Origin of the sequence: Bradyrhizobium sp. AUGA SZCCT0177, assembly GCF_018130125.1 — a bacterium.
Taxonomy (GTDB): Bacteria; Pseudomonadota; Alphaproteobacteria; order Rhizobiales; family Xanthobacteraceae; genus Bradyrhizobium.
Genome location: NZ_JAFCMA010000004.1, coordinates 38,355 through 61,929, shown reverse-complemented (window position 1 = coordinate 61,929; position 23,575 = coordinate 38,355). Strand labels below are relative to the sequence as shown.

Here is a 23,575-nt window from a genome sequence, read left to right as displayed (position 1 = left end):
AGCTCGCCGCAATCAAGCTGGTGCTCGGCTAGTTCCTGGCGAGCTTCTTCTTGCCGGCGGCATAGTCGCTGTCCGGCCAATAGACCCACTTGCCGTCCTGGGCCACGTAGACATTGGCGTTGACGATGTTCTGGCGGTGATCGTCGAAGTTGATCTCGCCGACCAGTGCCTTGTAACCCTTGGTGACGTTGAGTACTTCCTTCATCTTCTTGCGATCGGGACCGGTCTTTTCGATCGCATCCATCACCAGGTTGGTGGCGGAATAGGCGAACGGGCCGTAGGCGTCGGGGTCCTCGCGGAAGCCGGCCTTGGCGTAGGCCTCGAGAAAGGCCTGGCCTTGCGGATATTTACTGATCGGCGCGCCGTTGTGGAACGAGATCGTGCCCTCGCCGGCGCTACCTGCGCCTTCGAGGAAACCAGCCGTCATGATGCCGGAAACACCGGCAAGCTGGGCGGCGACGCCGACGCGATCCATCTGCGCGCGCAGGCGGACGCCGAGCGGCGTCAATCCGCCGATCAGAATGAGGTCAGGCTTCAGCTCCTTGATCCTGGTGAGTTCCGCCGTGAAGTCCTGCTGGTCGGGGCTGACCGGGAATGTCGCAACGATCTCGCCGCCGGTCGGCTTGAGATATTCAGTGAAATACTTGTTCTGGCCCTTGCCGTAATCCGTGGTGTCATGGACGACGACAAACTTCTTGTAACCCTGCTTGGTGAGGAAATCCGCAGCCAGCTTGCCCTCGTTGATCATGGTGCCGTTGACGCGATGGATTTCGCGGTAATCGTTGCCGTAGGTGATCTCGGGCAGGATCGCACCCCACACCACCACAGGCAGGCCGAAGCGCGAATAGGTGTCGACCGTGGCGATGCCGACGGCGGAGCAGTAATGCGTAATGCCGGCGATGATGGAGTTGTCGGAAGCCGCCTTGGTTGCGACCTGAATGCCGACATTTGGCTTGCACTCATCGTCAAACGTCACGAGTTCATAGCTGTATTTCGCCGCCGGATCGGCATTACGCAGCTGAACCGCCAGCTGCGCGGAGTTGCGGCCGCCGAGGCCCGGCGCGGAATTGCCGCCTGACAGCGGGCCGATGAATGCGAGTTTCACGGTATCCTTGGCAAGTACCGCGGAAGGGAACGGCGCGGCCAGAGCCAGCGTTCCGCTCAGCAACAGCAACAAACTGGATTTTGGATTCATGACCACCCCACTCCTCTGTGTCGGGAGAAGTGTAGAGCGGCCCTTTCGGGTGTGGACAGTGCACATTTTTGCAGAACGACGTGCGCCGAGCGGCAAGCCCGATGAAGTTTGCGCCCTGCACTGCCACTTTCTGCCGCAAGCTGCCGTCACTTTGGGCTAAAGCACCGTGTCGCCGGGCAAATCCGTGCATCCGAACTCGCCCACCGCCATACCAACGAGGGGATTCGCTAAGTGCCTCAGGCTCCGCGCAAGTGGCATTCGAACCGGCCACTTGGTTTGATATCTAGTATGTATTTACAATTCAATTTCACGGCGCGATCCAATCTCATCACCCTCTCGAAATGATTGATCCATCGCCAATCTTCAAGCCGAACTCATTTCAATCCTGCTCACGTTGCTTGTGGCTAGATTTATTGTGAGCTCCCGGGTTGCACACATCGTGCACATGCCGCCTCCTAACTCACGTCATGAGGAAGTTTGAGCTAGATCCAGGGAGCCGAAGATCGCCAAATCTAGCATGGGGCGACAACGCCCGCTTTGCGCCAGAAGCGGTCCTCTGGACCGCCTATTTTTTTCAGTCAACTCAATACCGATTGACCGCCGGCTTGAGCTGGCCTCAATGCGTCACATGAGTTCATCTCTATATCAATTGCCGAAAGGTCGCCCGCCGCTGGTTGTTAGGGAAGCGAATGGCCGAGGAAAAAACGCAACATTTCCCTCGTTGCGTCCGGTCCCTGCGGATCGGTGTAGGAGCCCGCAGGGCTACCGCCCGACCAAGCGTGGGCGCCGCCGTGGATATTCCAATGCTCCAGGATTTCGTGTCCGCCGGCATAGGTATGGGTCGTGCGGGTGTATTCATGGCCTCCAGGTATCTGCCCGCGATGCACCGTTTCTTGCGTGCGCGTTGTACCGATGGCCTGTTCAAGAACTTGACCGCCATTGTTTGGATGCACGGTGGTGTCGCGGTCACCGTGAAAAATAATTGTCGGCACAGGCGGCCCATTACCGGAAATGACCCTGCGACCCGCCACGCCGCCTTGTCGCATGGCAGCAAATGCGGAAGGCACGTCAGTAGCGGCCCCGCAGGCGAGGCCGGAATGGATCCCGACAGCCGCATACAGATCACTGTAGGTTGCCCCCATGATAGCGGCAGCGGCCGCCCCGGCAGAGAGCCCGGCGACATAGACCCGTTTTGGATCAATCGAATAATCGCGCATGACCTGGCGGGTGATGCCTGCGATTAGCGAGGGCTCGCCTACGGCTCGTTGCTGGTCGGCTGTGCGAAACCAGTTCCAGCATTTCGACTGGTTAGCGTCGCTGCTCTGGGTAGGATAAACCACGAAGCACGTTTGTTCTTCTGCGACGAAGTTCATTCTCGTACCGGCGGCGAAATCATCCGGCGACTGGGTGCAGCCGTGAAGCATTACGACCAAGGGACGCGGCTGGCCCTTGTAGCCGCTGGGGACGAAAAGCTTGTAAACTCGGCTTCCCGCCGGATTGCTGTAAGCTGCTTCGGTGAACTTCCTACCTTCCGGCACGATTTCCGATGGCGACGGGGGAGTGCGCTTCACGCCTCGCATTCCGAGCCAAGAACCATCCTTCGTTCGATCGAATAACGGCTGGAGTCTGCGAGGTGTCGGCGCCCGGTGCGCGCTACCGACCTCCACGTCATTGGCCTTCACGTCGATGGTAAGGGGCTCGCGGCCCGGCAGCGCGGCGCGCCCGGGGGTGCGCGGTGTCACGTCCGGCGCGCGCTCCCCGCGAAGCATGCGCTGAAGGAGCGCGGTGGCTTCGGCAAGTTGGCCCGCATGCGTCAGCCGGGTGGCTTCGCGAATGGTGTCCTGGTTCAGCATCGGGTTTACCTCGTTCTGTCGGCCAGAGCAGCCTTGACCGTCGGACTGGCGTGCAAAGCTCCCAGCACTGAGACTGAGCCGATCGTGGCGCGGGCGAGATCGGCCGTGACGTCTTGGGCTATGCTGGCAAGGCCCAGAACATTGATGTGCAACATCTCACCGGCCCGCCGCGCCGCTTCGAGATCCGCTCGGCTATAATTTCTCAAACCCAAGTCCAGCCCTTTGCGGACCGTTGACTGCTTGACCACGTCGGCGTGGCGTTCGAGTTGGTTGCGGATTGCCGTTCGAATAAAATCAGTGCGGTTCGAATAGAAACCTTCCTGCACCATTAAATCCACATGTCCAAGATCGACATAGCCGAGATTGACCGTGATTTTCTCCGTCTCAGCGGCCTTTGGTCGAAGTTCGTTGACATTAGAGGGCATGTTATACCATCCGTAAACCATCTGCATGGATGGTATATGGATGGCCCGGGCGCGGTATTCAAGGGCGCGCCGGCTAAATGATCGTCCGTCGTCGCCGTCGACCATAGGTGAATGGTTTGGGTGCATTGCGGTGACGGCCGCATTTGAGGCTCTTAGGTCGGCTGTCTGCACTCAATCGGCAGATTGGCGAAGTCCGCCTTGCGAGCCATAAGCGGTTGTCCGCTTTTCTAAACGGACCACGCTTTGAAAGACCAAGTGCGAGGGGACGACTTGATTGGTCCCAATATCAGGCAGCCGCGAGCCCGCGCCGGCGTTGAACCCTATGACCCATCATCTGAACGACATTAGGCGGAAGGTCGGTCGGGTCGGAAACGACCGGCGGGGGAAGAGCGACCGGCGTGAGCGCCGGTTCGGCCGACGGCGCTTCAATCAAGATTAAAAACTCACGGCCCTTCTGCGTGATCTGCCACCCGCTGGGCTCTCGCAGCACGTAGCCGCTGGAGAAAATGTCCAATTCAGGCGCGCGTGCCGCCAGCCGCTTCATCCTTTGAGACCAATCTGCGCCGCTACAAGTCAGAACCGCAACGTAGCGCTTGAGGTCCGCAAGCGATGCACGCCCTTCAGGGTGTCCCGCCAAAACTTTCAAGACTGTGATCTGAAAACTCACGCCACGCCCGCCACCGCGACTGAAAACAGTGGTGAAGCTAATGGCAGGATCAATTTCGGTCTATCTGGTGCGATCAAAAAGCAACCCGACTTCTCAGATTTTCCCCGTGAGCGTCAAATTCGCAACACGAATGGAACTTTCCTGTTTCGTTTGTTGATCTACATTACCTTGTCGGAAATCTTCTGGGGCACCGGGACGCTGCCCTTGAAAGACGGCCGCTGCTCGACGCGTGCACTGAAGGCGGCGAGGTTCGGATACTGGCTCTGCCAGTCGTAGTCCGGCCAGCGCACCGCGAGGTAGCCGATCACGGTACCAACGGCGATATCGCCGAGGCTGAATTCGCGCCCCACCGCAAAGGTGCGGTCCCCGACCAGACGCGCCATCTCGCGCATGCCGCCGTCGATCTTGCGGCGCTGGCGGGCCATCCACTCCGGGCTTTTTGCCGCTTCCGAACGCTGGCGTTCGAAGAACATCAGCACGAAGGCGTCACAGATACCGTCACACAGCACTTCCAGCCGCCGCGCCGCGATCTTGCCGTCGACATCCACCGGCAGCAACGGCGTCTCCGGATATTTCCATTCGAGATATTGCAGGATGAAATTGGACTCATAGACGCTGGAACCGTCTTCCAGAATCAGGACCGGCAGTTTTTCCAGCGGATTGTATTTCGGGGTCGAGGTCGTGCTGTCCCAGGGCACTTCCGTGATGAGTTCGAACGGCAGGCCTTTTTCAGCGAGCGCAATGCGCACCTTGCGTGCATAAGGACTGGGGGTCGCGCTGAGCAATTTCAACATCATGAACTCCACTGGATGGATAGTGGGGCAATGGCGGCGCGCCGGTCAAGGCGCGCCGTTGGGGTTGTTCACTCGGCGGGGATGGCGTGCCCGCCTAACGCCTGGGCGGCGCTGCGACGCGTGACGAACATTCACGTAGAAGCTGCAGCGCAATCAATCAGATCCGACAATTCTCGCCATCGAATCGCGGTGCGTGACACACGACCAGTAACCGAACGGTAACCGCAATCGTCAGAATTTGACGCTCTTGCTCATGGATAGTGCTTCGCAGTGTTGTTGGTGTCAGCGCTTCACGTAGCTTTCGCAACGTGAAGCACTGCCTGATGATGATGTAATCCTGATCATTGAGTGTCTCCCGCCCTTTAACGGCCAAAATCTATATTGAGGCTACACCGGTGATACCGGTCTAGGGCAGAAGATGATCAGGACGGTCTGGCTTGCGATTGTATGTCTAGCGCTGGTAAGCGCCTTGGCTGCCGGCAAGGCGCTTAGGACGCCCGCCGGCCCTAGAGCCACAGAGATATCGGCAGACGAGTCGACGGTTGGTATTGCTAACGCTCAATGATACGCTCAGCAAGGCCGATCGGCTTGAGTTCAACTACGTGCGTCAGGAAACCCCGCCTCAAGCTGTCTTGCAGTCAATCGAGCCAACCGCACCTGTCGTCACTCCGCCTAGCCCGCCGGCGGAAACCAACATCATAAGCCGACACTGGCGGGATCCCAGTGCTTTTTCATCTTCGTTCAAAGATTCCCAACGGACCAAATCCAAAACGACGAGCAAGAACGTCAACCGCAAACGTAATCAAGCCGTGGATCGATCCAAACCATCTGAGCTGGTGAAGCTGTGCAGCCGGCCAGGTCCTTTTGGGGATCTATTAAGGGCTGTGACTCTGTCGCCCGCATGCGCATCGTAATTTCATGCGCGAGTACCGCAATAATATCACTCGTCGTCAGCTGATCCGCCAGGAACGCGGTCCTCCTCGATATTGGAATCCAGGTCGTCGCCCGTGGCGGCAGTTCCTCTTCCAAGGGAGAGCTCGGGTGTCCACCGACCGGCCCAACGGCCGTCCCGAGGCGCCTTCGACCCCGAGGGACCAGACCGAACGAGGCGGAGTCCAGCTTTTCTGATCGCACCGACCCGCGTTTTGCGAAGCGTTCGCTCGGCGGAGGCTCCGAGCCGCAGTCCGACGAGAGGTCTGAGACGCGCTTTCCCTCTGAGGACGTGGCGCCAGGTGGCGCGGAAGCTGGCCTTGAGCCCTAGCACGGCAAGGACCCACGTCGAGAGCATCTTCCGGAGGCTTGATTGCTCGACACGGGCGGCGGCCACACTGAAAGCCATAACTCGGGGGCTGTGAGTCGCAAGACCGTTCCGCCGAGATCTGATGGTTGAGCTCACGGGACGCATGCATTCCGCGGAGCAACGATCGTGCGATCCCGGCAATGACTGACTCGGCACCCTGTTGGCAGCAACAACGTTGAGGCGGCTGCTGCCGCAGTAGCCGGAGACACGGAAAATCCTAGCAGCAAAGACGCGCAGTACGGGACGAACGGCGCAGCAAACTGGCCGAAGAAGGAAGCGGCTATCACGCTCCCGATCATCCGCTCCTGGATGCAGCCGTGGAACGATTCTCGCATCATTTCGAAGACAGCGGGCATGATGTGGCTGAACGACAGACCCGCAAGTACGAGGCATGGCAAAACAGATGCTGTTCCTTCGGACTCCGAGAGACCAACCGTACTAACGAAGGATGCGATCAATGCAACGCGGATATGTGAACTGACACTGCCGATCCACGAAGCAAAGACACGATAGATGACAGCGCCGAATAGCTGACCACCCAGATAGAACGTCATCGCTGCAGCGCTCCTGATCTCGATCAGGCCAACGGTCAGAGCTATTTCCCCGATCTGCAAAAAGACGAGAATCTGAGCCAACATGTGTACGGCGACAAGCCAGATCAGCCTCGGCCGATCCAGGGTCGACGCGCCTTCATAGTACGGCGCGATTGGTCGCTGCAAACGATGCGCCGAGGTCAGAAACCTCGTGAGTACGAACATGCCGAGCAACAGCAACGGAAGGGAAAATGAGAAGTGAACATATCGCCAGTTGATAGCTGCAAGCCATGTGGTCGCCGCTGTAACAAGCAGGCCATAACAGCTGGTGGCCGGGCTCTGGTAAGTCAGGAGCCACGTTGAAGTTGGACCATCAAACCCGCGACTGGCAAGAACGTTGAACGGCATGATGATGAGCGCCGCCGACGCACCCACACCTGCCCTGGTCAGCATGGCACCCTCGCCGCTGCTGACGAAGCCACTGCCGACGCCAAACGCAGCGAAGCCAGCAATACCGACGGCCAAAAGTCTTCGTTGGTCAATTTGAGCCAGGCGCCCTCGGAGCATGAGGGCCATCAAGGCCGTCATCAACGTCGGTATAACGAAGTAGATCTGCGCAATTAATTCGGGGCCGGGCCAGTCCGAAAACCAGACCACAGTGTTTGGTAGAATCGGCAACACTGCAACGGATGTGGTGATTGGCGAAGCGCCGATTAGAAGCAGGACGGCGGCGGACGGGTCGCGCATCAGCCTCATCGGAGGTTCACCTTTTGGCAATCCGCATTGCAACATTCCGGGCTCCGCACCGGCCACCTGATCCGCTCACGCTTGACCGTCGCCTCTCACACCGACGGCGAAGGGTTCACGCCACTGCTTCAGTCGCTGGCCAGAATCGACAAAAATGGTTTGGCCAGTGACAGCGTCAGCCTCCAGGAGAAACAGGACGGCTTTTGCAACATCTGCTGGCGCTACGGGGCGACGTAGCGGAGTTCGACGGACCGCCTTGTGGAACGCGGCGGCATGGCCCGGAACATCAAGTGGAAGGGTTGGGCCGGGAGCGACTGCGTTGACCCGATACGGCGACCAGAGCAGCGCAATGCGGGGAATAGCCGCATACATCGCAGTCTTCGACAGACAATACGCAACAAAGTCCCCGTGCAGATTCTCAACATTCTGGTCGAGAATGACAACTGCCTGCCCCGCCGAGTCCCTTGACGTTGCAGCGGCCTGCATTAGCAGGACTGACGCCTCAAAATGTATTGCCATCATTCGCTGCAGCATCGCCGATTCAATTCTATTCACCGATTCATTCTGAAAAATGCTCGCATTAAGAACGAGGGCGACTGAGGGATAGGCTGGAAGGATATCGTTCGAAAACGATGCCAGCGCTTCATCCAGCTGCGTCAGGTCAGATCGCCAGATCGGCATCGGACGGTCATTAATCTGCATCGATATTCGACGGGCCTCCCCCTCGTCGGTTGACGTGTGAACGATGATTGACCATCCGTGCGCCGCCAGCAGCTGCGCGATAACAAGGCCTATGCGCGACTTCGAGCCCGTGACGAGCGCCACCTTTGGCGGATCGATCACGGCCGGCTGGCGGTCAGGTGAAACCCAACTCCCTCCGTGTTCGGGTAGCGCTGTACTTTTATCGTGTGAACCTCAACTTTGGTGACCCGGGGATGGGCCAGAATGCGATCAGCGATCGCCTTCGCTAACGCTTCCTGCAGAATCCAGTGCCCTTCCTGGAAGGCGCTATCTAAGACATCCAATGCGATCTGGTAGTCGTAGGGCATGCTTCTGGTGTCTTCGAAAATATCGTCGTCCGGATCTACGAAAACGGCCAGATGAATGACGACCTCCTGTCGAATGCCGTGCTCTTCCTCAGCGCAACCGATAGCTGCCTGCCCCCGATAGCCATGGACCAGATACTTTGCTTCCATGGACCCACTCACAAGGAAAAACTCATTTCTGGCGACGCACGGCGGCGAGATGGACGACGCTGGCTCCTTCGTAAGTCAGGCGAAGGCAATCCGAGCTCGTGTCCCGATTGCCTAGTTGTCGGCCGCAATCGTTGCGCCACGGCGCAGTGATTGTGCTGGACAAGCGCAAGCCAGCCAGCTGCGCTTCCCTCGACCTTGCATTTGCGTCTGTTTTCGACGAATAGCGATGGCGGGGTCTCTCATTATCAATCACGAAGCAGCCTGAGTGTCTCGGCTCGTAACCCGTCATCCGCTTCTAGAACGCCGCGGGACACCACCGTTATCGTTCGACTGTCGGGGGACCGCACACCGCGCATTGCCATGCACATATGGTCGGCTTCGACCCGAACGAGGACTCCCCGCGGCGCGAGCGAGTCCCAGATTGTATTGGCGATCTGGGAGCTGAGGCGCTCCTGCAATTGTGGTCGCCGCGCCAAGGTTTGCACGACGCGAGCGATCTTGCTCAATCCCGTAAGACGTCCGCCTTCCGGAAGGTAGGCTACATGCGCTTTCCCATGAAAAGGAAGCAGGTGATGTTCGCACATGGAAAAGAATGAAATGTCCCGCACGATCACAATGTGCTCATGCTGATCTGCAGTGAACTGAGTCTTTAGATGCACGCCAGGATCGTCATAAAGGCCTCCAAGAACCTCGAGATACATTTTCGCTACCCGAGCCGGCGTGTCGCGCAGTCCCTCACGATCTGGACTCTCTCCGATCGCGAGCAGAATACTGCGGACCGCCTCAGCGATCCTTTCTCGTGCGTCAGGAAGTGGCTTGACGGATGCTTGCGATTGACTTTTCTCAACCGCAACCGAATAGAATTGGGTCATCTCTTCTCCGGATGGAATTTGCCGTTAGCGGTGCGTGACTGATTGAGTCGAGAGCTCCGCCGATGATCGACTGAGAACGCGGTTTTGCTGACCTTCTATTTAGAACATCCGACGACGGTCTTGGCCGCCAGCACGCGTTATTTCGGCGAGAGCAACGCGCCCAGCTTCATGATTGGAAATGACGTTAAGCACAGTATGCTCTTTTCTGCGCACAGCCGGTATCGGTCGTACAACCGATCCAAACATGTCGAGTGAGTTCGCCGGGCCCAGCAACGTCCGCTGCCCTTGACGGTTCCGTCATGATTCCCCCCCCAAAAAATGTAACATGTAGACAGGTCGAACGCACATGCTCCCTGTTTCGGCCACGAACGTTGCCGCAAAGATGTGCGGTGTCGATAGCGGTAGTTGAGGGAACGAGGTGCCGAAGCGATTCCGATCGGTAGCGCAGATCGCTGGATCCTTCGTGGGATGCGCAAGATTGTCGTGAGTGTTTTGCTGCGCGAGTCGCCGCAGACTAACGACCGGGATCGTTGGTACAGACATCAAAGGATTCTGGACGGCAACGACGTACAGGCCCTTTTCCGAGCAATGGAATCAAGTTGTACCAGTTCGACTATCTGCGAAGACGAGGCTCGTTGCTTTGGGCATATCGAATGCAATGGCCGTCCAAAGGGTACCGAGGACGAGGGCAGCCAATAGCGATTTCTACGCGAGGCTTTCATTCGGCGCTCCGATGCGGAAAGCAATAATTGCTCAGCATGCCCAACAGCGCTGCTGGCCGATATCCGATCCAATGCGGCGCGCGTCAGCTGTAAGCTTCTCGATGTAGAAGCAGCTGCTTAGCGCGGTTTGAGAGAAGAGGCAGAACGACGCGATAGGCAGACCGAGCGAGGGTGATCGCCGCTTTCGCTCATGACAATGATAGGTCCCACAAAGACGATTGCAGCGGACGGGTTTGCGCGGAATTGCTTCGTGCACTCCAATCGAAACGACGGACCCCCGCTTGCTTAATAAGCCTGATCTTTCCATACATTTCGCCCGCGAAGCCGGCGCTCCGAAGCGTCGCCGCTTCAGGCCTTGTACGCGGGCGTTCTCAATCATCTCTGGTAGAGATGAGTGTGATCTAATCTAATAATTGTTCAGTTTGGAGTTGTGCTGCTATCAAGCGTTGTGGGCGGTCACGTCTCAGTCGATGGGCCGTGGAGCGAGCATCCATCGAATTGGAATCGCTTCATGCTGAAATGTTCAAAATCAACTCGGATGAAAATGGCCAACGTCCGACCGTTTCGGGATGAATGACAGTGCCAGGAGAGCACATGCGTTGTGCGCGTTGTTCCAAGTGTAGGCTCTGATTGCATCAACAGCTGAAGCGCCGGCTGTCGCAGCTCGATCTCGAATCGAGCGATAGGATATCCAATGACGGGATGGCGTCCGCGCTGTGAAGATGCGATGCAATATCAATGCCTGACGTCGGCTGTTCGAGGCTGACATAACAATGCGTGTTCTGATAGTTGATGATCATCGCATCGTAGCTTCGGGTTGCCGCGCCTTATTCGCGAACGACCCCGACACCACCATACTGGAGGCTTCCGACGCCGAGAGTGGCGAGCGGGCTTTTGTCGACGAGAATCCCGAAATCTGCGTTCTCGATATCAACCTGCCGACCGTATCTGGGTTTGAACTGGCACGGCGCATCCTCAGTCGCGACGCGTCAGCGCGTATCATTATGTTCAGCATGAACGACGATCCGATCTTCGTCGCCCGCGCGATCGAAACCGGCGCCAAAGGCTATATTTCCAAGACCGGAGATCCATACGACCTGGTCGAGGCCGTCCGCGAAGTGGGCAAAGGCGGAACCTATTTGCCGCCCGCGATCGCCCGAAGCATTGCATTTGCGGGGCCCGCGTTCGCGAAGAGCCCGTTGTCGAAGCTGACGTCACGAGAGATCGAGATCTTGCGCCTACTCGGCGCCGGCAAGAGTCTTTCGGAGATCGCTTGGCTGGTTCATTCGTCATACAAAACGGTAGCCAATACGGCCTCGATAATGCGCCAGAAGCTCGGCATGCGCAGATCGGCCGAACTGGTTCGGTTTGCGATCGAGAGCAGCATCCTTGCAAATAAATATTGAATTCCTTCATTGCGGTGGAGTCGGGGAGGCGTGTCTGGAGGATGTATGATCCAATGGTTGGTCGGTGCGATCGGTTTGAGTCTCGTGGCTACTCACGCGCTCGCGGCTGACCGAATCGAGATCGGAATCGGCTATCTCGGCCATACGGGCATCAAATCGAAATTGTCGCTCGTCGAGCAGCCCTCGGGAGATGACGGCATCGCCGGTGCGCGTCTCGCGATCGAGGACAACAACACCACCGGCAAGTTCCTCAATCAGCGCTTCTTCCTGGAGGAAATTCGCCTGAAGGACGGCGAGGATGTCGCCAAGGCGGCGACGGCCCTCGCCGGCCGCAATGGTTTCATTATCGTTGATCTGCCTGCCGACGGGCTGTTGAAAGCGGCCGATGCGCTGGGGGATCGCACGACCATGCTGTTGAACGCCGGAGTGACCGACGACCGGCTGCGCGAGCAGGATTGCCGTGCCAGTGTGATCCATGTTGCCCCGACCCGCTCGATGCTCGCCGACGCGCTGGCCCAGTATCTGGTGTGGAAGCAGTGGAAGCGCTGGCTGCTGGTGGTCGGCTCACATGAAGCCGACAAGCTCTACGCCGATGCGCTGCGGCGCGCAGCGACCCGCTTTGGCGCCAAAATTGTCGGGGAACGGGTGTTCGAAGATACCGGCGGCGCGCGGCGCACCGACAGCGGTGTAACGCTGATTCAGCGTCAAATGCCGGTGTTCACGCAGCAAGCGCCGGCCTATGACGTTCTCGTCGCCGCGGACGAAGGCGAAGTGTTCGCTTCCTACCTACCCTATCGGACCTGGGACCCCCGACCGGTCGCCGGCTCAGCGGGCCTGGTGCCGACGAGTTGGGATGCCGCGCAGGATCAATGGGGCGCGATCCAGATCCAAAACCGCTTCATCAAACTGAATTCGCGGCGCATGACGGCACGGGACATGCAGGCCTGGACCGCGGCGCGCATGATCGGCGAAGCCACATCGCGGATTAACTCCGGTGACCCGAAATCGGTATCCGATTTTCTTAAGGGGCCGGATTTTTCGGTTGCGGCATTCAAGGGACAGCGGCTGACACTGCGGCCCTGGAACCTGCAGCTTCGCCAACCGATCCTGCTGGTTGACGGCCGCATGGTCGTTTCGGTTTCACCGCAGGAGGGCTTTCTGCATCAGGTCTCGGAACTCGATACGCTCGGCGTCGACCGGTCAGAAACCAAATGCAAGCTACATTGAGAATAATGCAAGCTGTATTGAGAATGGAGAGATCGCCGATGTGGCGTCGGTGTCTGCTTTCCGGAATGACCATGTGGCTCGCAGCCACAGCACCCGCCATGGCCTTCATCGCCTATGTATCGAACGAGAAAAGCAACACGGTATCGGTGATCGACACCGACACGTGGACCGTCACCAAGACCATCAAGGTCGGTCAGCGCCCGCGCGGTATTGAATTCACGAAGACTGGCAACTTCGTGCTGGTCGCGGTCGGTGATGACGACAAGATCGAGATGATCGATACCGCGACCCAGGAGGTGGTGGACAGCCTGCCCTCCGGTCCCGATCCCGAGCTATTCACCCAGGATGCCGCCGGCAAGATCCTCTACGTCGCCAACGAGAACGACAACGCGGTTACGATCGTCGACCTCGAAAAGCGTGTGCGGGTCGGTGACATCCAGGTTGGCGTCGAACCTGAAGGCATGGCCATCAGCCCGGACGGCAAGATCCTGATAAATACCTCCGAGACCACCAACATGGCGCACTTTATCGACACCACGACGCACCAGATCGTCGCCAATGTGCTGGTCGATGCGCGGCCGCGCTTCGCCGAATTCAAGCGCGACGGCTCCGAATTGTGGGTATCGTCGGAGATCGGCGGCACTGTGTCGGTCATCGACCCCGCCAAACGCACCATCACCGGCAAGATTGAGTTCAGCATTCCCGGCCTGCGGCGCGAGGCGATCCAGCCGGTCGGCATCTCCATCACCAAGGACGGCAAGACCGGCTTCATTGCGCTCGGCCCCGCCAACCGCGTTGCCGTCGTCGATGCCACCACCCATAAAGTCACGAAATATCTTCTGGTCGGCCAGCGGGTCTGGCACATGGCGTTCACCCCGGACGAAAAATATTTGTTGGTGACAAATGGCGGATCCAACGATGTCTCCGTGATTGATGTGTCCGCGCAAAAGGTCATCAAGACCATTCAGGTCGGCGAACTTCCCTGGGGCATCACACTGGTTCAGCCGTGACGGCAACCGACGCATCCGCCGCCGGCCACGCGCCGGACGTCCATTCCCGCCCAGATCCCGCTGGGATATCGGCGTTGTCGATCAGCTGCGTCAGCCATTCCTACGGCCCACGGCGCGCCCTGATCGATGTCAGCTTTGCGGTTGCACCGGCAAGCTTCACGGCGCTGCTTGGCCTCAATGGCGCCGGCAAGAGCACGTTGTTCGCGCTGATCACGCGGCTATTCGGCATTCAGGCCGGCCGCATCGGCATTTTCGGCCACGACATCAGCCTTGCGCCAGGCGATGCGCTGCGGCTGCTCGGCGTGGTGTTCCAGTCCCGCACGCTCGACCTCGACCTCTCGGTGACGCAAAACCTGCTCTATCACGCCGCCCTGCACGGCATCGCGACACGCGAAGCACGCCTGCGCAGCGACGAGGTGCTGACGCGGATCGGGCTTGCGGACCGCGCCGGCAGCAAGGTTCGCGAGCTCTCGGGCGGCCAGATGCGGCGGCTGGAAATCGCGCGCGCCCTTCTGCATCGCCCGCGGCTGCTGCTGCTGGACGAGGCCACCGTCGGGCTCGACGTCAAGGCCCGCGCCGATATCCTCGGCCACGTCCGGCAACTCGTCATCGAGCAAGCCATCGGCGTGTTGTGGGCCACCCATCTGTTCGACGAGATCATGCCCGAAGATGACCTCGTGGTCCTGCACCAAGGCCAAGTTCTTGCGCATGGCCCGGTCGAGAATATCATCGCCGACGCCAGAGCCCGTGACATCAATTCCGCATTCATGCGCCTGACCAGAGCGGCGGCGGATCCCGGGAGCCCCGCGCCATGAGCTCCACGACCGTCAACCGAGACCAGAGCGGCTTCTCGCTCGCGCAATACGTCACCTGCCTGAACGGCATCGTGTGGCGCGAAGCCTTGCGCTTCGTGCACCAGCGCGAACGTTTTGTTTCGGCGCTGGTCCGGCCGCTGGTGTGGCTGTTCATCTTCGCCGCCGGCTTCCGGCAGGTCCTCGGCATTTCCATCATCCCGCCATACGAAACCTACATCCTCTACGAGGTCTATATCGCGCCCGGATTGATGGCGATGATCCAGCTCTTCAACGGCATGCAGTCATCGCTCTCGATGGTCTATGACCGCGAGATGGGCAACATGCGCACCCTGCTGGTGAGCCCGTTGCCGCGCTGGTATCTGCTGTTCTGCAAGCTGGTCGCGGGAACCGCGGTCTCGTTGCTCCAGGTCTACGCTTTCCTCTTGATCGCGTGGTTCTGGGACATCGCGCCGCCAACGATTGGCTATCTCACGGTGCTGCCGGCGCTGGTGCTGTCGGGCCTGATGCTCGGCGCGCTCGGCATGCTGATCTCCTCCGGCATCAAGCAGCTCGAGAATTTTGCCGGCGTAATGAACTTCGTCATCTTCCCGATGTTCTTTGCCTCGTCGGCGCTTTATCCGCTGTGGCGGGTGCAGGAGGGGAGCCCCCTGCTTTACTATGTCTGCCTGTTCAATCCATTTACCCACGCCGTCGAACTGATACGCTTCGCGCTGTATGGACAGACAAACTGGATTTCGCTGGCGGTTGTCTTTTGCTGCACGACCGCCTTCATGATCGGTGCGATTTACGCCTATGATCCATCGCGCGGCCTGGTCCGCCGCGGGCCCGCTGGAGGCGAGACATGAACCGCCGGAGGCAAAACATCAGATGGCAGATCGCGATCGGGGCGCTCCTCTTCATCGCAGCGACCGAATGCAGCGTTGCCGCCGATCCACGCTATCACGAGATCCGCGATGCGTCCCCATGCCTCGGCGCGACGACCCGCTGCGCAGTTGACACAGTCGACTCCAAGTAGAGCGACATTGTGCAAGATGGAAAGGGAATACAGACGTCGACGAACAAGGGCCTTCAAGTCTTGAGCAGTCCCATCACTTGAGTGCCGTCATTTCCTTGGCAATGGTGAAGGAACTGGTTTCTCCAATTCGGTAAGCTGCTTGGAGGTTAGGATCGAGATGAACCAATATCCCGCAGCAACTACGCCAGCACCACTAACAGCGTTACCGAGACTTACCCAGAACAGGTTGTACAGCGCGCCGGAAGCCGTGATCGTGTCGGGGTGCTTCGACATAAGCGCGACCGAGAATACCGTCATGTTTGCGACGGAGTGTTCGAAGCCGCTCGCGATGAATGCAAACAGGCACCAGAAGATCACGATGCATTTGGCTGCGTCGCTTTTTGTCCTAGCAGCCATCCAGACCGACAGGCACACGAGCCAGTTGCAAAGCATTCCGCGACATATCAGTTCGACCGGCGTCGAATCGATCTTGTGTATAGCTGTTTCGAATAACAATGCCGCGCCCGGCTTCAAAATATGTCCTCCTCCACCCGCGACGAACAATCCCGACAGGACGGCTGCACCAGCGAGGTTTCCTGCCCAGCTCAGCAGCCAAGCCTTAGCGAGTCCGGCAAGATCGACAACCCCCGCCAGTCTTCCAATGGTCATGTACATGGTATGACCTGTATATAGTTCCGATCCTGCGAAGATGACCAGAATCAGCGCGATCGCGAAGCTGGCCCCCATGACGAGCGGTCGCCACGGTGGGTCGACAACTTGGCCTACCGAAAATATCAGGATGATCCCTATTCCTACATAGGCACCCGCGAACATCGCTCCAACTACAAAGCTCAATGGCCTTTGGTTGATCACCCTTGTCTTTTCTTCCGCAAGGCGCGCGAAGTACATGCATGTCTCGCAAGACATCATTCGCGACCTCCCGACCCAATTGGGGTGGCTGATTTTCTGCGGACGATCGTCGTTGTTCCGCAAAACAACGAACCTCCGAACAGGCAGCCTAGCCCAATAGCAAGTACGGCTACTATCTGGCCGAGCATATCCTGTTCATCACGCAGGTAACTGTTGCAGAGCCTGCTCGGCGATGTCGTATAGATCCAGGACAATACGAGCATCATGGAGACAAGATTACACTTCAGGATCCCGATAGCTAAGGGGGGAAGCTTCGGCCAGCTTAGAGCTAGACTGGCTCCGGCGAATGGCAGGGTTACAAATTTCGCGAATTCGTACAGTGGATTTTGAACCGATCCATCAACGGAACGAGGAAGCATCCAGAAAGAGAAGACAATCAGCGCAAATGACAGGCCAGTGGCACCACCGACATTAAAGCTTTCTCTGCCGCGATTGATCGCGTCCCTATGGCGTCGCGCTATGGTCCAACCGCAAAGGACCAACGCAGGCATTTGGATTAGAAGGTGGCTGACGAGACTTTGCTCTAGGAGCAAACGCACTGGCGAGCTCGAGACGGTAACGAGGATTAGCACAGCTGCATAGAAAGCGAGACGCTCAGTCATTTGATAAAACTCCGCAGAGCCAAAAATGCCGCGTTGTGCTGGTCCAGATCATAGATCCCGGTTAGCTTTCCATCGGGTCCCACGACGTGCAAAGCGGCATTGTGTACAAAGCCCCCGATACCGTCCGGCAGAACGATAACCGCATAAGCTTCAAGCAACAGGCGCAACTCTCCCGCGTTACGAGGACGCGCAAGTTTCCAGATACTTGCGTCGGCGCCGTGCACTCTCGCATATTCAGAAAGCTCTCGCGGACCATCTTGGGCGAGGTCGAAGCTGATGCTGAGTAATTTGGCAGGCACGCCATCCGCCTTGATCCTCTCCTGCAGCCGACCAAAATTATCACCAAGAGACACGCAAATGGTGGGACACTGAGTATAGATGAAGTCCACGATTACCGCTTGGCCAGTGTAGTCTGAGAGACGGATCGACCGTCCGCTACCATCAACGAGCTCGACGTCCGGGATGGGTTCTGGCGATGCCAAGACCGCAATTCGGCGGGCCGTCTCAGCGGTAAACGCTCTGAGCCCGCTGGTAGCCCACCACAGCACAGCGGCACCGAAGGCCAGCACCAAGCAGGTCGCGAATAGCGTGCGCCGCATGATTCAGCCTCTCATCGACAAGACCAACCGCTTTGTTATCGGAAGGACGATGATTCCGACCCCAAGAATCGCCGCCAAGGCGAACAAGCTGCCGACCTGATCCTGCAAATGCCATTCCGGGAGGTGTGTCGCCCAACGCCGCGGTATGCTGCTCGCGCCAGAGACAAGGAACACGATGGCAAAGCCCATTCCACCGAGCAGGTATATGGTGAAGCCACGAGCATTCCACCCAGAAAGCGATGCGTGAACCCCCGTCCTCGTCAGCCACGCCGAGAAACCGAGCGTCAACGCAACCTGGCCAAGCAGAAGGTAAAGGTGGAAGTGACCCGGAACCCATTGGGTATTATGCATGATGTTGTTGACTGAAATCATTCCATCGATGATCGCGGGTACTGCACCGATTGACCAACCGAAGATTCCCGTGACCAGGAGCGCCGATGCGAGATCCCAGCGAATGCCAGATCTGTATAAATAGGTGAGAAGCGAGAACGTCGTGATAACGAGTAAGGGAATCCCGCTCGCATAGGAAATAATCTGCCCCATGACCAACGCCCACGCAGGCATAACGCCATCCTGAAAGAGATGATGCGTGTATACTGCCATCACCAGAAACACTACTGCGTTCCAAGAGGCGACAAACGATCGAGAGACCTTCCATGGTTGCTGTGTGTATTCGGGTACGATCTCATACACCGCAATGACGGCCATATAGATCGACGCATTGATAAAGACGTGGCCAAAGAAATAGATCATGTTCTTCGCCAGCAGCGCGTCCAATGCAAAGCTGGGGAGATAGAGATTTATCAGACTGATGATAAGGACCGCAGCACCCACGACCGTGCTTATTCCGTTGAACACGACGATTGCGGCGGCAGCTATTACAGTCGGGGGCGGCACATCATCCTGCTTCCCTGAGAAGAGGAGCGGCCATCCGAGCGCGTTCGCGAAGTTGCCGTAACGCTCAATTACAGCTCTACCGACCTCAACCAAGTAGACGAGAAAACCAACTCCGACGAGTATTACCCCAATGAGATAGGTCGCGGCCGCACCCACGTCCCAGACGCCACCGGATATTGCCGGAAGGGGGAACAAGAACGTCCAGGCTCCGGCGTATCCGCCGATGAAGATTGAGCCTAGGATCGCCACGACACCGACGACGAATAAGCCAAGGTGAATCCAAAACACCCACCCAGCTAATGAGACGTGGCGACTCAAGAAATACCACATGATCGCAGATCCGGACATTCCGGCGATCCCAACCATGCCGATTCCATGCGCCGTCATAAGGCGATAGAATATCGTTGGATCGATTTGGATAAGCGCCCCTTGAGCCATGCGCATGGTCAGCCCGAACGCCATCATCAACAGGAGCACGGCAACTGTCAGTAGCATCGTCAGCTTGACAGCCCCATCGGCCGGACAAGAAGGTGCAGAAATCGTACCAGGTGCATTCGCTTGAGCCATTTTCGATTCCCTATTGCGCGACCACAAGTATTTCATCTGTCATGTCGTGATGAGCGACCCCGCAATACTCCATGCAGAAGATCCGGTACTTTCCCGCCGTCCGAAATGTGTAACTGACTCGATTGATGTAGCCCGGCATGGCCTGGCTTTGGACGAGGAGCTGATCGCCAGCGTCGTAGACTGCGAATCCATGCGATACGTCGGTCGTCGCAATGTTGAAGGTAACTGGCTTGCCTACGGGGATTGTCTTGCGGTCAATCTCCCAGCTCCATTGCGAGCCCGTTACCTTGACGCTGACCACATCCGCGCCGGCAGCTACCGCTCTCGGCCACGGCCTCAACGAACCAATTGATACGGCAGCGCCAAGCACGAGAGCGCCGATGAACAGCACGAAGCGAAGCGCCCCGAGCTTGGGCGCCTTTTTGCTACCGTCCCCCGCGCCGGATCGACTCAACGAGAAGAGAAAGATGGCGGCCACCGCCATCATTAGAACCAAACTCGTGAAGAGAACTGTTTGATGCATGCCGCCTGCCTCCAAAACTCGATTAATCATTCCGCTAACACGCACCAAGCGATCGTCCAGAATTGCGCCGAAGACATTGGTGTGGCGTGGCCGTATGGTTGCAACCTCGATAACCCCGGGTCGCGCCGCTGAACGTTCAGGCTATACTCTGACGACGGTTCGGCCACGTACCTGGCCGGCGAGAATCGCATCGGCGAGTGCCGGCAAGTCGTCGAGTTGGACTTCTTGCGTTACGCGCGCGAAGTCCTCTTCCGTCAAGAGATCCGCGATGCGTCCCCAGGCCTCCGCGCGACGACCCGCTGGGCAGTTGACGGAGTCGACTCCGAGTAGAGCGATATTGCGCAAGATGAAAGGGAAGACAGACGTCGGAAGATCGCCGCCGCCGGCCAGGCCGCAAGCTGCTACCGCCCCGCCATAAGCGGTCGAAGCTAAGACATTAGCGAGAAGCGCTCCACCGACAGTATCCACCGCCCCATGCCAAACCTCGCTTTGCAACGGTTTACCCGGCTGCTGATAGGCATCACGGGCCACGATGTCCGTGGCGCCAAGGGATTTAAGGAACGTCTCCTCGGACGCACGTCCGGTGAGGGCATGCACGCGGTAGCCGAGCCGAGACAAGAGACGCACCGCAACGCTGCCAACACCACCGGCTGCACCTGTCACGAGGACGTCCCCGCCTTTCTTGATGCCATGCCGCTCAAGCGTGATAACGCACAACATTGCAGTGAGCCCTGCCGTACCAACCGCCATTGCGGTCCTAGTCGACAGTCCCTTCGGTAGCTTGGCCAGCCATTCACTCTTCACTCGGGCGCGCTGAGAGAATCCGCCCGACCAACTCTCTCCGACACCCCAGCCAGTAAGCACCACCTTGTCGCCGGGCCGGAACGACGGGCTGGCGCTTGCGCGCACAGTTCCAGCGAAATCGATGCCAGGAATCATCGGAAAGGTGCGCAGGATGCGGCCCAGCCCCTTCAGTGCAAGGCCATCCTTGTAATTGAAGGAGGAGAACTCCACGTCGACAGTGACGTCCGCCTCGGGGAGATCGCGCTCGGTGATCTCTTCGATGCCAATGGCGTGTCCACTATCGCGCTTTCTTGCCACAAGGGCGCGGAAGGTGTTGCTCACTCGCTAACTCCTGTTCTTGGTCAACGCACGGAGGCGCGTCGGCGGCGCCCGGACACGCGCGCTGCTCGGCCCTTGCCTATTGCTCGTGGACGTAGTGATCGAGTTCGGTCAGTGCCGCGACTGCGCCACCTTCATGCTGTGCCCGCGCCCAGTCCGGATCGTCCGGAACGGATCCGCTCCGTCCCGCCTTTGCAGGCACTTACATGCCGCAGAGGCATCCAGCTTGGCTCCCCTTTGAGTGCTCCAATTGTGTATTGTTTTAAATAGACCGATCGTCTCAAAAATACAAGCAAGATTGTCGACCCGATCGGCGCGTTTGTGAACTGATCACTGATCGTAGGCGCATATTGCTCCGCCGCGTGCTGCCTCTCGATGGCGGAAGGCGCCGCTCGGCAACCCGCGAACCGCAATTCACAGGCGCCACCGGGACCCGCGGAAGCGAATAATGGACTGGACACTAGGCTGCGCGCGTGGGGCTGCACTGGGGTTGGCCCGTCAGGAGCGCTACGAGCCGACTACCCAATCAGGCGCCCGCCGCGTCGTCGGAAGCGACCTCTTTTGGCAATGTGGTCAGATTCCGATCCCGCGAGCTCTCAACGTCTCGGCGATCTCGTCGAAGACGGCTGGATCGTCAACAGTGGCGGGCAGTTTCCATTCCTCATCGTCGGCGATTTTCTGCATGGTCCCGCGCAGTATCTTGCCGGAACGAGTCTTGGGCAAGCGCTTGATGGTCACGACCGTCTTCAATGCCGCCACTGCGCCGATACGGTCGCGCACCATCTGCATGACCTCATTTTCAATCACCGCCGCATCGCGCGACGCCGCAGCGCTCAGCACGACGAATCCAAGGGGGATCTGGCCTTTCATTGCGTCGGCGACGCCAATCACCGCGCATTCGGCAACGTCCGGATGCTCCGCGAGAACCTCCTCCATTGCCCCAGTCGAAAGGCGATGGCCGGCAACGTTGATGATATCGTCTGTACGGGCCATGATGAACACGTAACCGTCCCCGTCGACGAGGCCGGCGTCGGACGTTTTGTAATAACCGGGGAATTCATCGAGGTAAGCTTGCCGGAAGCGGCTGTCGGCCCTCCAAAAAGTCTGCAGGCAACCAGGCGGCAGAGGGAGCTTCAACACCACATTGCCGAGGGTCCCGGGTGGCGTCTCGTGCCCTGCATCGTCAAGGATTCGGATTTCATACCCAGGCATGGGGACGCCAGGGGAGCCGTATTTTATCGGCAACGCGCCGAGCCCTAGCGGATTATGGGTGATTGGAGCGCCTGTTTCGGTCTGCCACCAGTTGTCGATGACCGGGACCCCTAGTTGCTTTTCCGCCCACTTGATTGTCTGGGGGTCGGCGCGCTCGCCCGCCAAGAAAAGCGCCCTCAGCGTCGAGATGTCATATTTTCGGATGTGATCGCCGGCGGGATCCTGCCCCCTGATGGCGCGGAACGCTGTTGGCGCGGTGAACAGCCCTACCACGCCGTGTTCAGCGATGACTCGCCAGAACGTTCCAGCATCCGGCGTTCCTACGGGCTTTCCCTCGAACAAGACTGTCGTGCACCCGTGCACGAGCGGCGCATACACGATGTACGAGTGTCCGACGACCCAGCCGACGTCCGAAGCCGCCCAGAATACCTCTCCCGGTTTGATCCCGAATTCGTTTTGCATCGACCATTTCAGTCTGACCATGTGTCCGCCGTTGTCACGAACCACGCCCTTTGGCTGGCCAGTCGTCCCTGACGTGTAGAGGATATAGAGGGGGTCGGTCGATGCGACCGGAACGCATTCTATGTCGGTTCGCGCCGCTTTTTCCTGGGCGACGGCCTTGGCGTAGTCGATGTCGCGATCATCAATGAGGTCACAGCTCAGCTGCTCACGTTGGACGACGATGCAATGCGAAGGCTTATGTCGGGCAAGGTCGATTGCGCCATCCAGCAGCGGTTTGTAGGCGATTGTGCGGTTGGGCTCGAGGCCACAGGAAGCCGAGATGATCGCCTTAGGTTGCGCATCGTCGATGCGGGTCGCGAGCTCGCGTGCGGCGAAGCCACCAAAAACGACCGAGTGGATTGCGCCCAGACGCGCGCACGCGAGCATGGCGAAAACAGCCTCAGCGATCATCGGCATGTAGATGACAACTCGATCACCTTTGCGAACACCGATGCGCCTCAGCACCGCTGCAAGCGCGGTCACCTCGTCCTTCAACTGCGCATAGGTAAATTTTTGGACGGTGCCGGAAATAGCGCTGTCGTAGATAAGGGCGATCTGGTCTGCTCGCCCTGCCTCCACGTGCCGATCCACGGCGTTGTAGCAGGTATTGCAGGTTCCTCCTGGAAACCAGTGCCCGTAAACGCCGACCCCAGGTTCAAAAACCCTGTCATATTGGGTGAACCAGTCAACTCCATGCGCCGCCTCGGCCCAGAATGATTCAGGACCAAGCTTCCAATTGGCGTAGATCTCATGATAGTCCGATGCCATGCCCCTCTCCTCCCCAGTCATTCTTTGCACGGCGACATCGTTGTCGGCGGTTGGTGCCATGCGGCATCTGCCCAGCCGCTTGCCGGCTGGGATGCCTT

The 23,575-nt window shown here is 58.5% G+C and carries 20 protein-coding genes; 5 read left to right on the top strand and 15 right to left on the bottom strand.

What is annotated here, in order from left to right; genetic code table 11:
- Positions 1-28: 28 nt before the first annotated feature.
- The 9 genes from JQ597_RS05870 to folE form a co-directional block, all read right to left on the bottom strand.
- Complete coding sequence (locus JQ597_RS05870; protein WP_212263298.1) at positions 29-1,195, bottom strand: branched-chain amino acid ABC transporter substrate-binding protein; 1,167 nt, start codon at positions 1,193-1,195, stop codon at positions 29-31.
- A gap of 677 nt (positions 1,196-1,872) precedes the next feature.
- Positions 1,873-3,048, bottom strand: coding sequence for an extracellular catalytic domain type 1 short-chain-length polyhydroxyalkanoate depolymerase (locus JQ597_RS05865; RefSeq protein WP_212263297.1), 1,176 nt, complete (start codon positions 3,046-3,048; stop codon positions 1,873-1,875).
- Positions 3,049-3,053: 5 nt separating this feature from the next.
- Positions 3,054-3,473, bottom strand: a complete 420-nt coding sequence (locus JQ597_RS05860; RefSeq protein WP_212263507.1) for a ribbon-helix-helix domain-containing protein — start codon at positions 3,471-3,473, stop codon at positions 3,054-3,056.
- A 286-nt stretch (positions 3,474-3,759) separates the two neighbouring features.
- Positions 3,760-4,140 carry a hypothetical protein gene (locus tag JQ597_RS05855; RefSeq protein WP_212263296.1) on the bottom strand — a complete coding sequence of 127 codons (381 nt, stop codon included), beginning with the start codon at positions 4,138-4,140 and terminating at the stop codon, positions 3,760-3,762.
- Positions 4,141-4,298: 158 nt separating this feature from the next.
- Entirely contained in the window at positions 4,299-4,934 is a 636-nt protein-coding gene (locus JQ597_RS05850; RefSeq protein WP_249135774.1) for a glutathione S-transferase family protein, read from the bottom strand.
- Between the two features lie 1,392 nt (positions 4,935-6,326).
- Positions 6,327-7,523, bottom strand: coding sequence for an MFS transporter (locus JQ597_RS05845; protein ID WP_212263294.1), 1,197 nt, complete (start codon positions 7,521-7,523; stop codon positions 6,327-6,329).
- A gap of 66 nt (positions 7,524-7,589) precedes the next feature.
- Positions 7,590-8,357: an SDR family oxidoreductase gene (locus tag JQ597_RS05840; protein WP_212263293.1), complete on the bottom strand. Its 768-nt coding sequence runs from the start codon at positions 8,355-8,357 to the stop codon at positions 7,590-7,592.
- Entirely contained in the window at positions 8,354-8,710 is a 357-nt protein-coding gene (locus tag JQ597_RS05835; protein WP_212263292.1) for a dihydroneopterin aldolase, read from the bottom strand. Before JQ597_RS05835 ends, JQ597_RS05840 begins: the two co-directional genes overlap by 4 nt.
- Before the next feature lie 245 nt (positions 8,711-8,955).
- On the bottom strand, positions 8,956-9,582 hold the full coding sequence (gene folE, locus JQ597_RS05830; protein ID WP_212263291.1) for a GTP cyclohydrolase I FolE: 627 nt from the start codon (positions 9,580-9,582) through the stop codon (positions 8,956-8,958).
- Positions 9,583-11,077: 1,495 nt separating this feature from the next.
- On the opposite strand from folE, the gene JQ597_RS05825 reads away from it, so the two are divergent.
- The 5 genes from JQ597_RS05825 to JQ597_RS05805 all read left to right on the top strand — a co-directional run bounded on the left by JQ597_RS05825 (position 11,078) and on the right by JQ597_RS05805 (position 15,607).
- Positions 11,078-11,710 carry a response regulator transcription factor gene (locus JQ597_RS05825; protein WP_212263290.1) on the top strand — a complete coding sequence of 211 codons (633 nt, stop codon included), beginning with the start codon at positions 11,078-11,080 and terminating at the stop codon, positions 11,708-11,710.
- A 45-nt stretch (positions 11,711-11,755) separates the two neighbouring features.
- On the top strand, positions 11,756-12,937 hold the full coding sequence (locus JQ597_RS05820; protein ID WP_212263289.1) for a lanthanide ABC transporter ABC transporter substrate-binding protein PedA1: 1,182 nt from the start codon (positions 11,756-11,758) through the stop codon (positions 12,935-12,937).
- A gap of 23 nt (positions 12,938-12,960) precedes the next feature.
- Positions 12,961-13,947, top strand: coding sequence for a YVTN family beta-propeller repeat protein (locus JQ597_RS05815; protein WP_249135775.1), 987 nt, complete (start codon positions 12,961-12,963; stop codon positions 13,945-13,947).
- A 65-nt stretch (positions 13,948-14,012) separates the two neighbouring features.
- Complete coding sequence (locus JQ597_RS05810) at positions 14,013-14,762, top strand: lanthanide ABC transporter ATP-binding protein PedB/LutE (RefSeq protein WP_212263506.1); 750 nt, start codon at positions 14,013-14,015, stop codon at positions 14,760-14,762.
- The gene (locus JQ597_RS05805; protein ID WP_212263287.1) at positions 14,759-15,607 is read left to right on the top strand and encodes a lanthanide ABC transporter permease protein PedC; all 849 of its coding nucleotides are present in this window, start codon (positions 14,759-14,761) and stop codon (positions 15,605-15,607) included. Before JQ597_RS05810 ends, JQ597_RS05805 begins: the two co-directional genes overlap by 4 nt.
- Before the next feature lie 257 nt (positions 15,608-15,864).
- Here the strand turns inward: JQ597_RS05805 and JQ597_RS05800 are convergent, their stop codons facing one another.
- From JQ597_RS05800 to JQ597_RS05775, 6 genes are all read right to left on the bottom strand, one after another.
- Complete coding sequence (locus tag JQ597_RS05800) at positions 15,865-16,665, bottom strand: formate/nitrite transporter family protein (protein ID WP_212263286.1); 801 nt, start codon at positions 16,663-16,665, stop codon at positions 15,865-15,867.
- Between the two features lie 619 nt (positions 16,666-17,284).
- On the bottom strand, positions 17,285-17,887 hold the full coding sequence (locus tag JQ597_RS05795; RefSeq protein WP_212263285.1) for an SCO family protein: 603 nt from the start codon (positions 17,885-17,887) through the stop codon (positions 17,285-17,287).
- Between the two features lie 3 nt (positions 17,888-17,890).
- A complete protein-coding gene (locus tag JQ597_RS05790; protein ID WP_212263284.1) occupies positions 17,891-19,351 on the bottom strand; it encodes a cbb3-type cytochrome c oxidase subunit I in 1,461 nt (486 codons plus the stop codon).
- Between the two features lie 10 nt (positions 19,352-19,361).
- Positions 19,362-19,874, bottom strand: coding sequence for a cupredoxin domain-containing protein (locus JQ597_RS05785; RefSeq protein ID WP_212263283.1), 513 nt, complete (start codon positions 19,872-19,874; stop codon positions 19,362-19,364).
- A gap of 141 nt (positions 19,875-20,015) precedes the next feature.
- A complete protein-coding gene (locus JQ597_RS05780; RefSeq protein ID WP_212263282.1) occupies positions 20,016-20,999 on the bottom strand; it encodes an MDR family oxidoreductase in 984 nt (327 codons plus the stop codon).
- 570 nt (positions 21,000-21,569) lie between these two features.
- Positions 21,570-23,477: a propionyl-CoA synthetase gene (locus JQ597_RS05775; RefSeq protein ID WP_212263281.1), complete on the bottom strand. Its 1,908-nt coding sequence runs from the start codon at positions 23,475-23,477 to the stop codon at positions 21,570-21,572.
- Positions 23,478-23,575 lie beyond the last annotated feature (98 nt).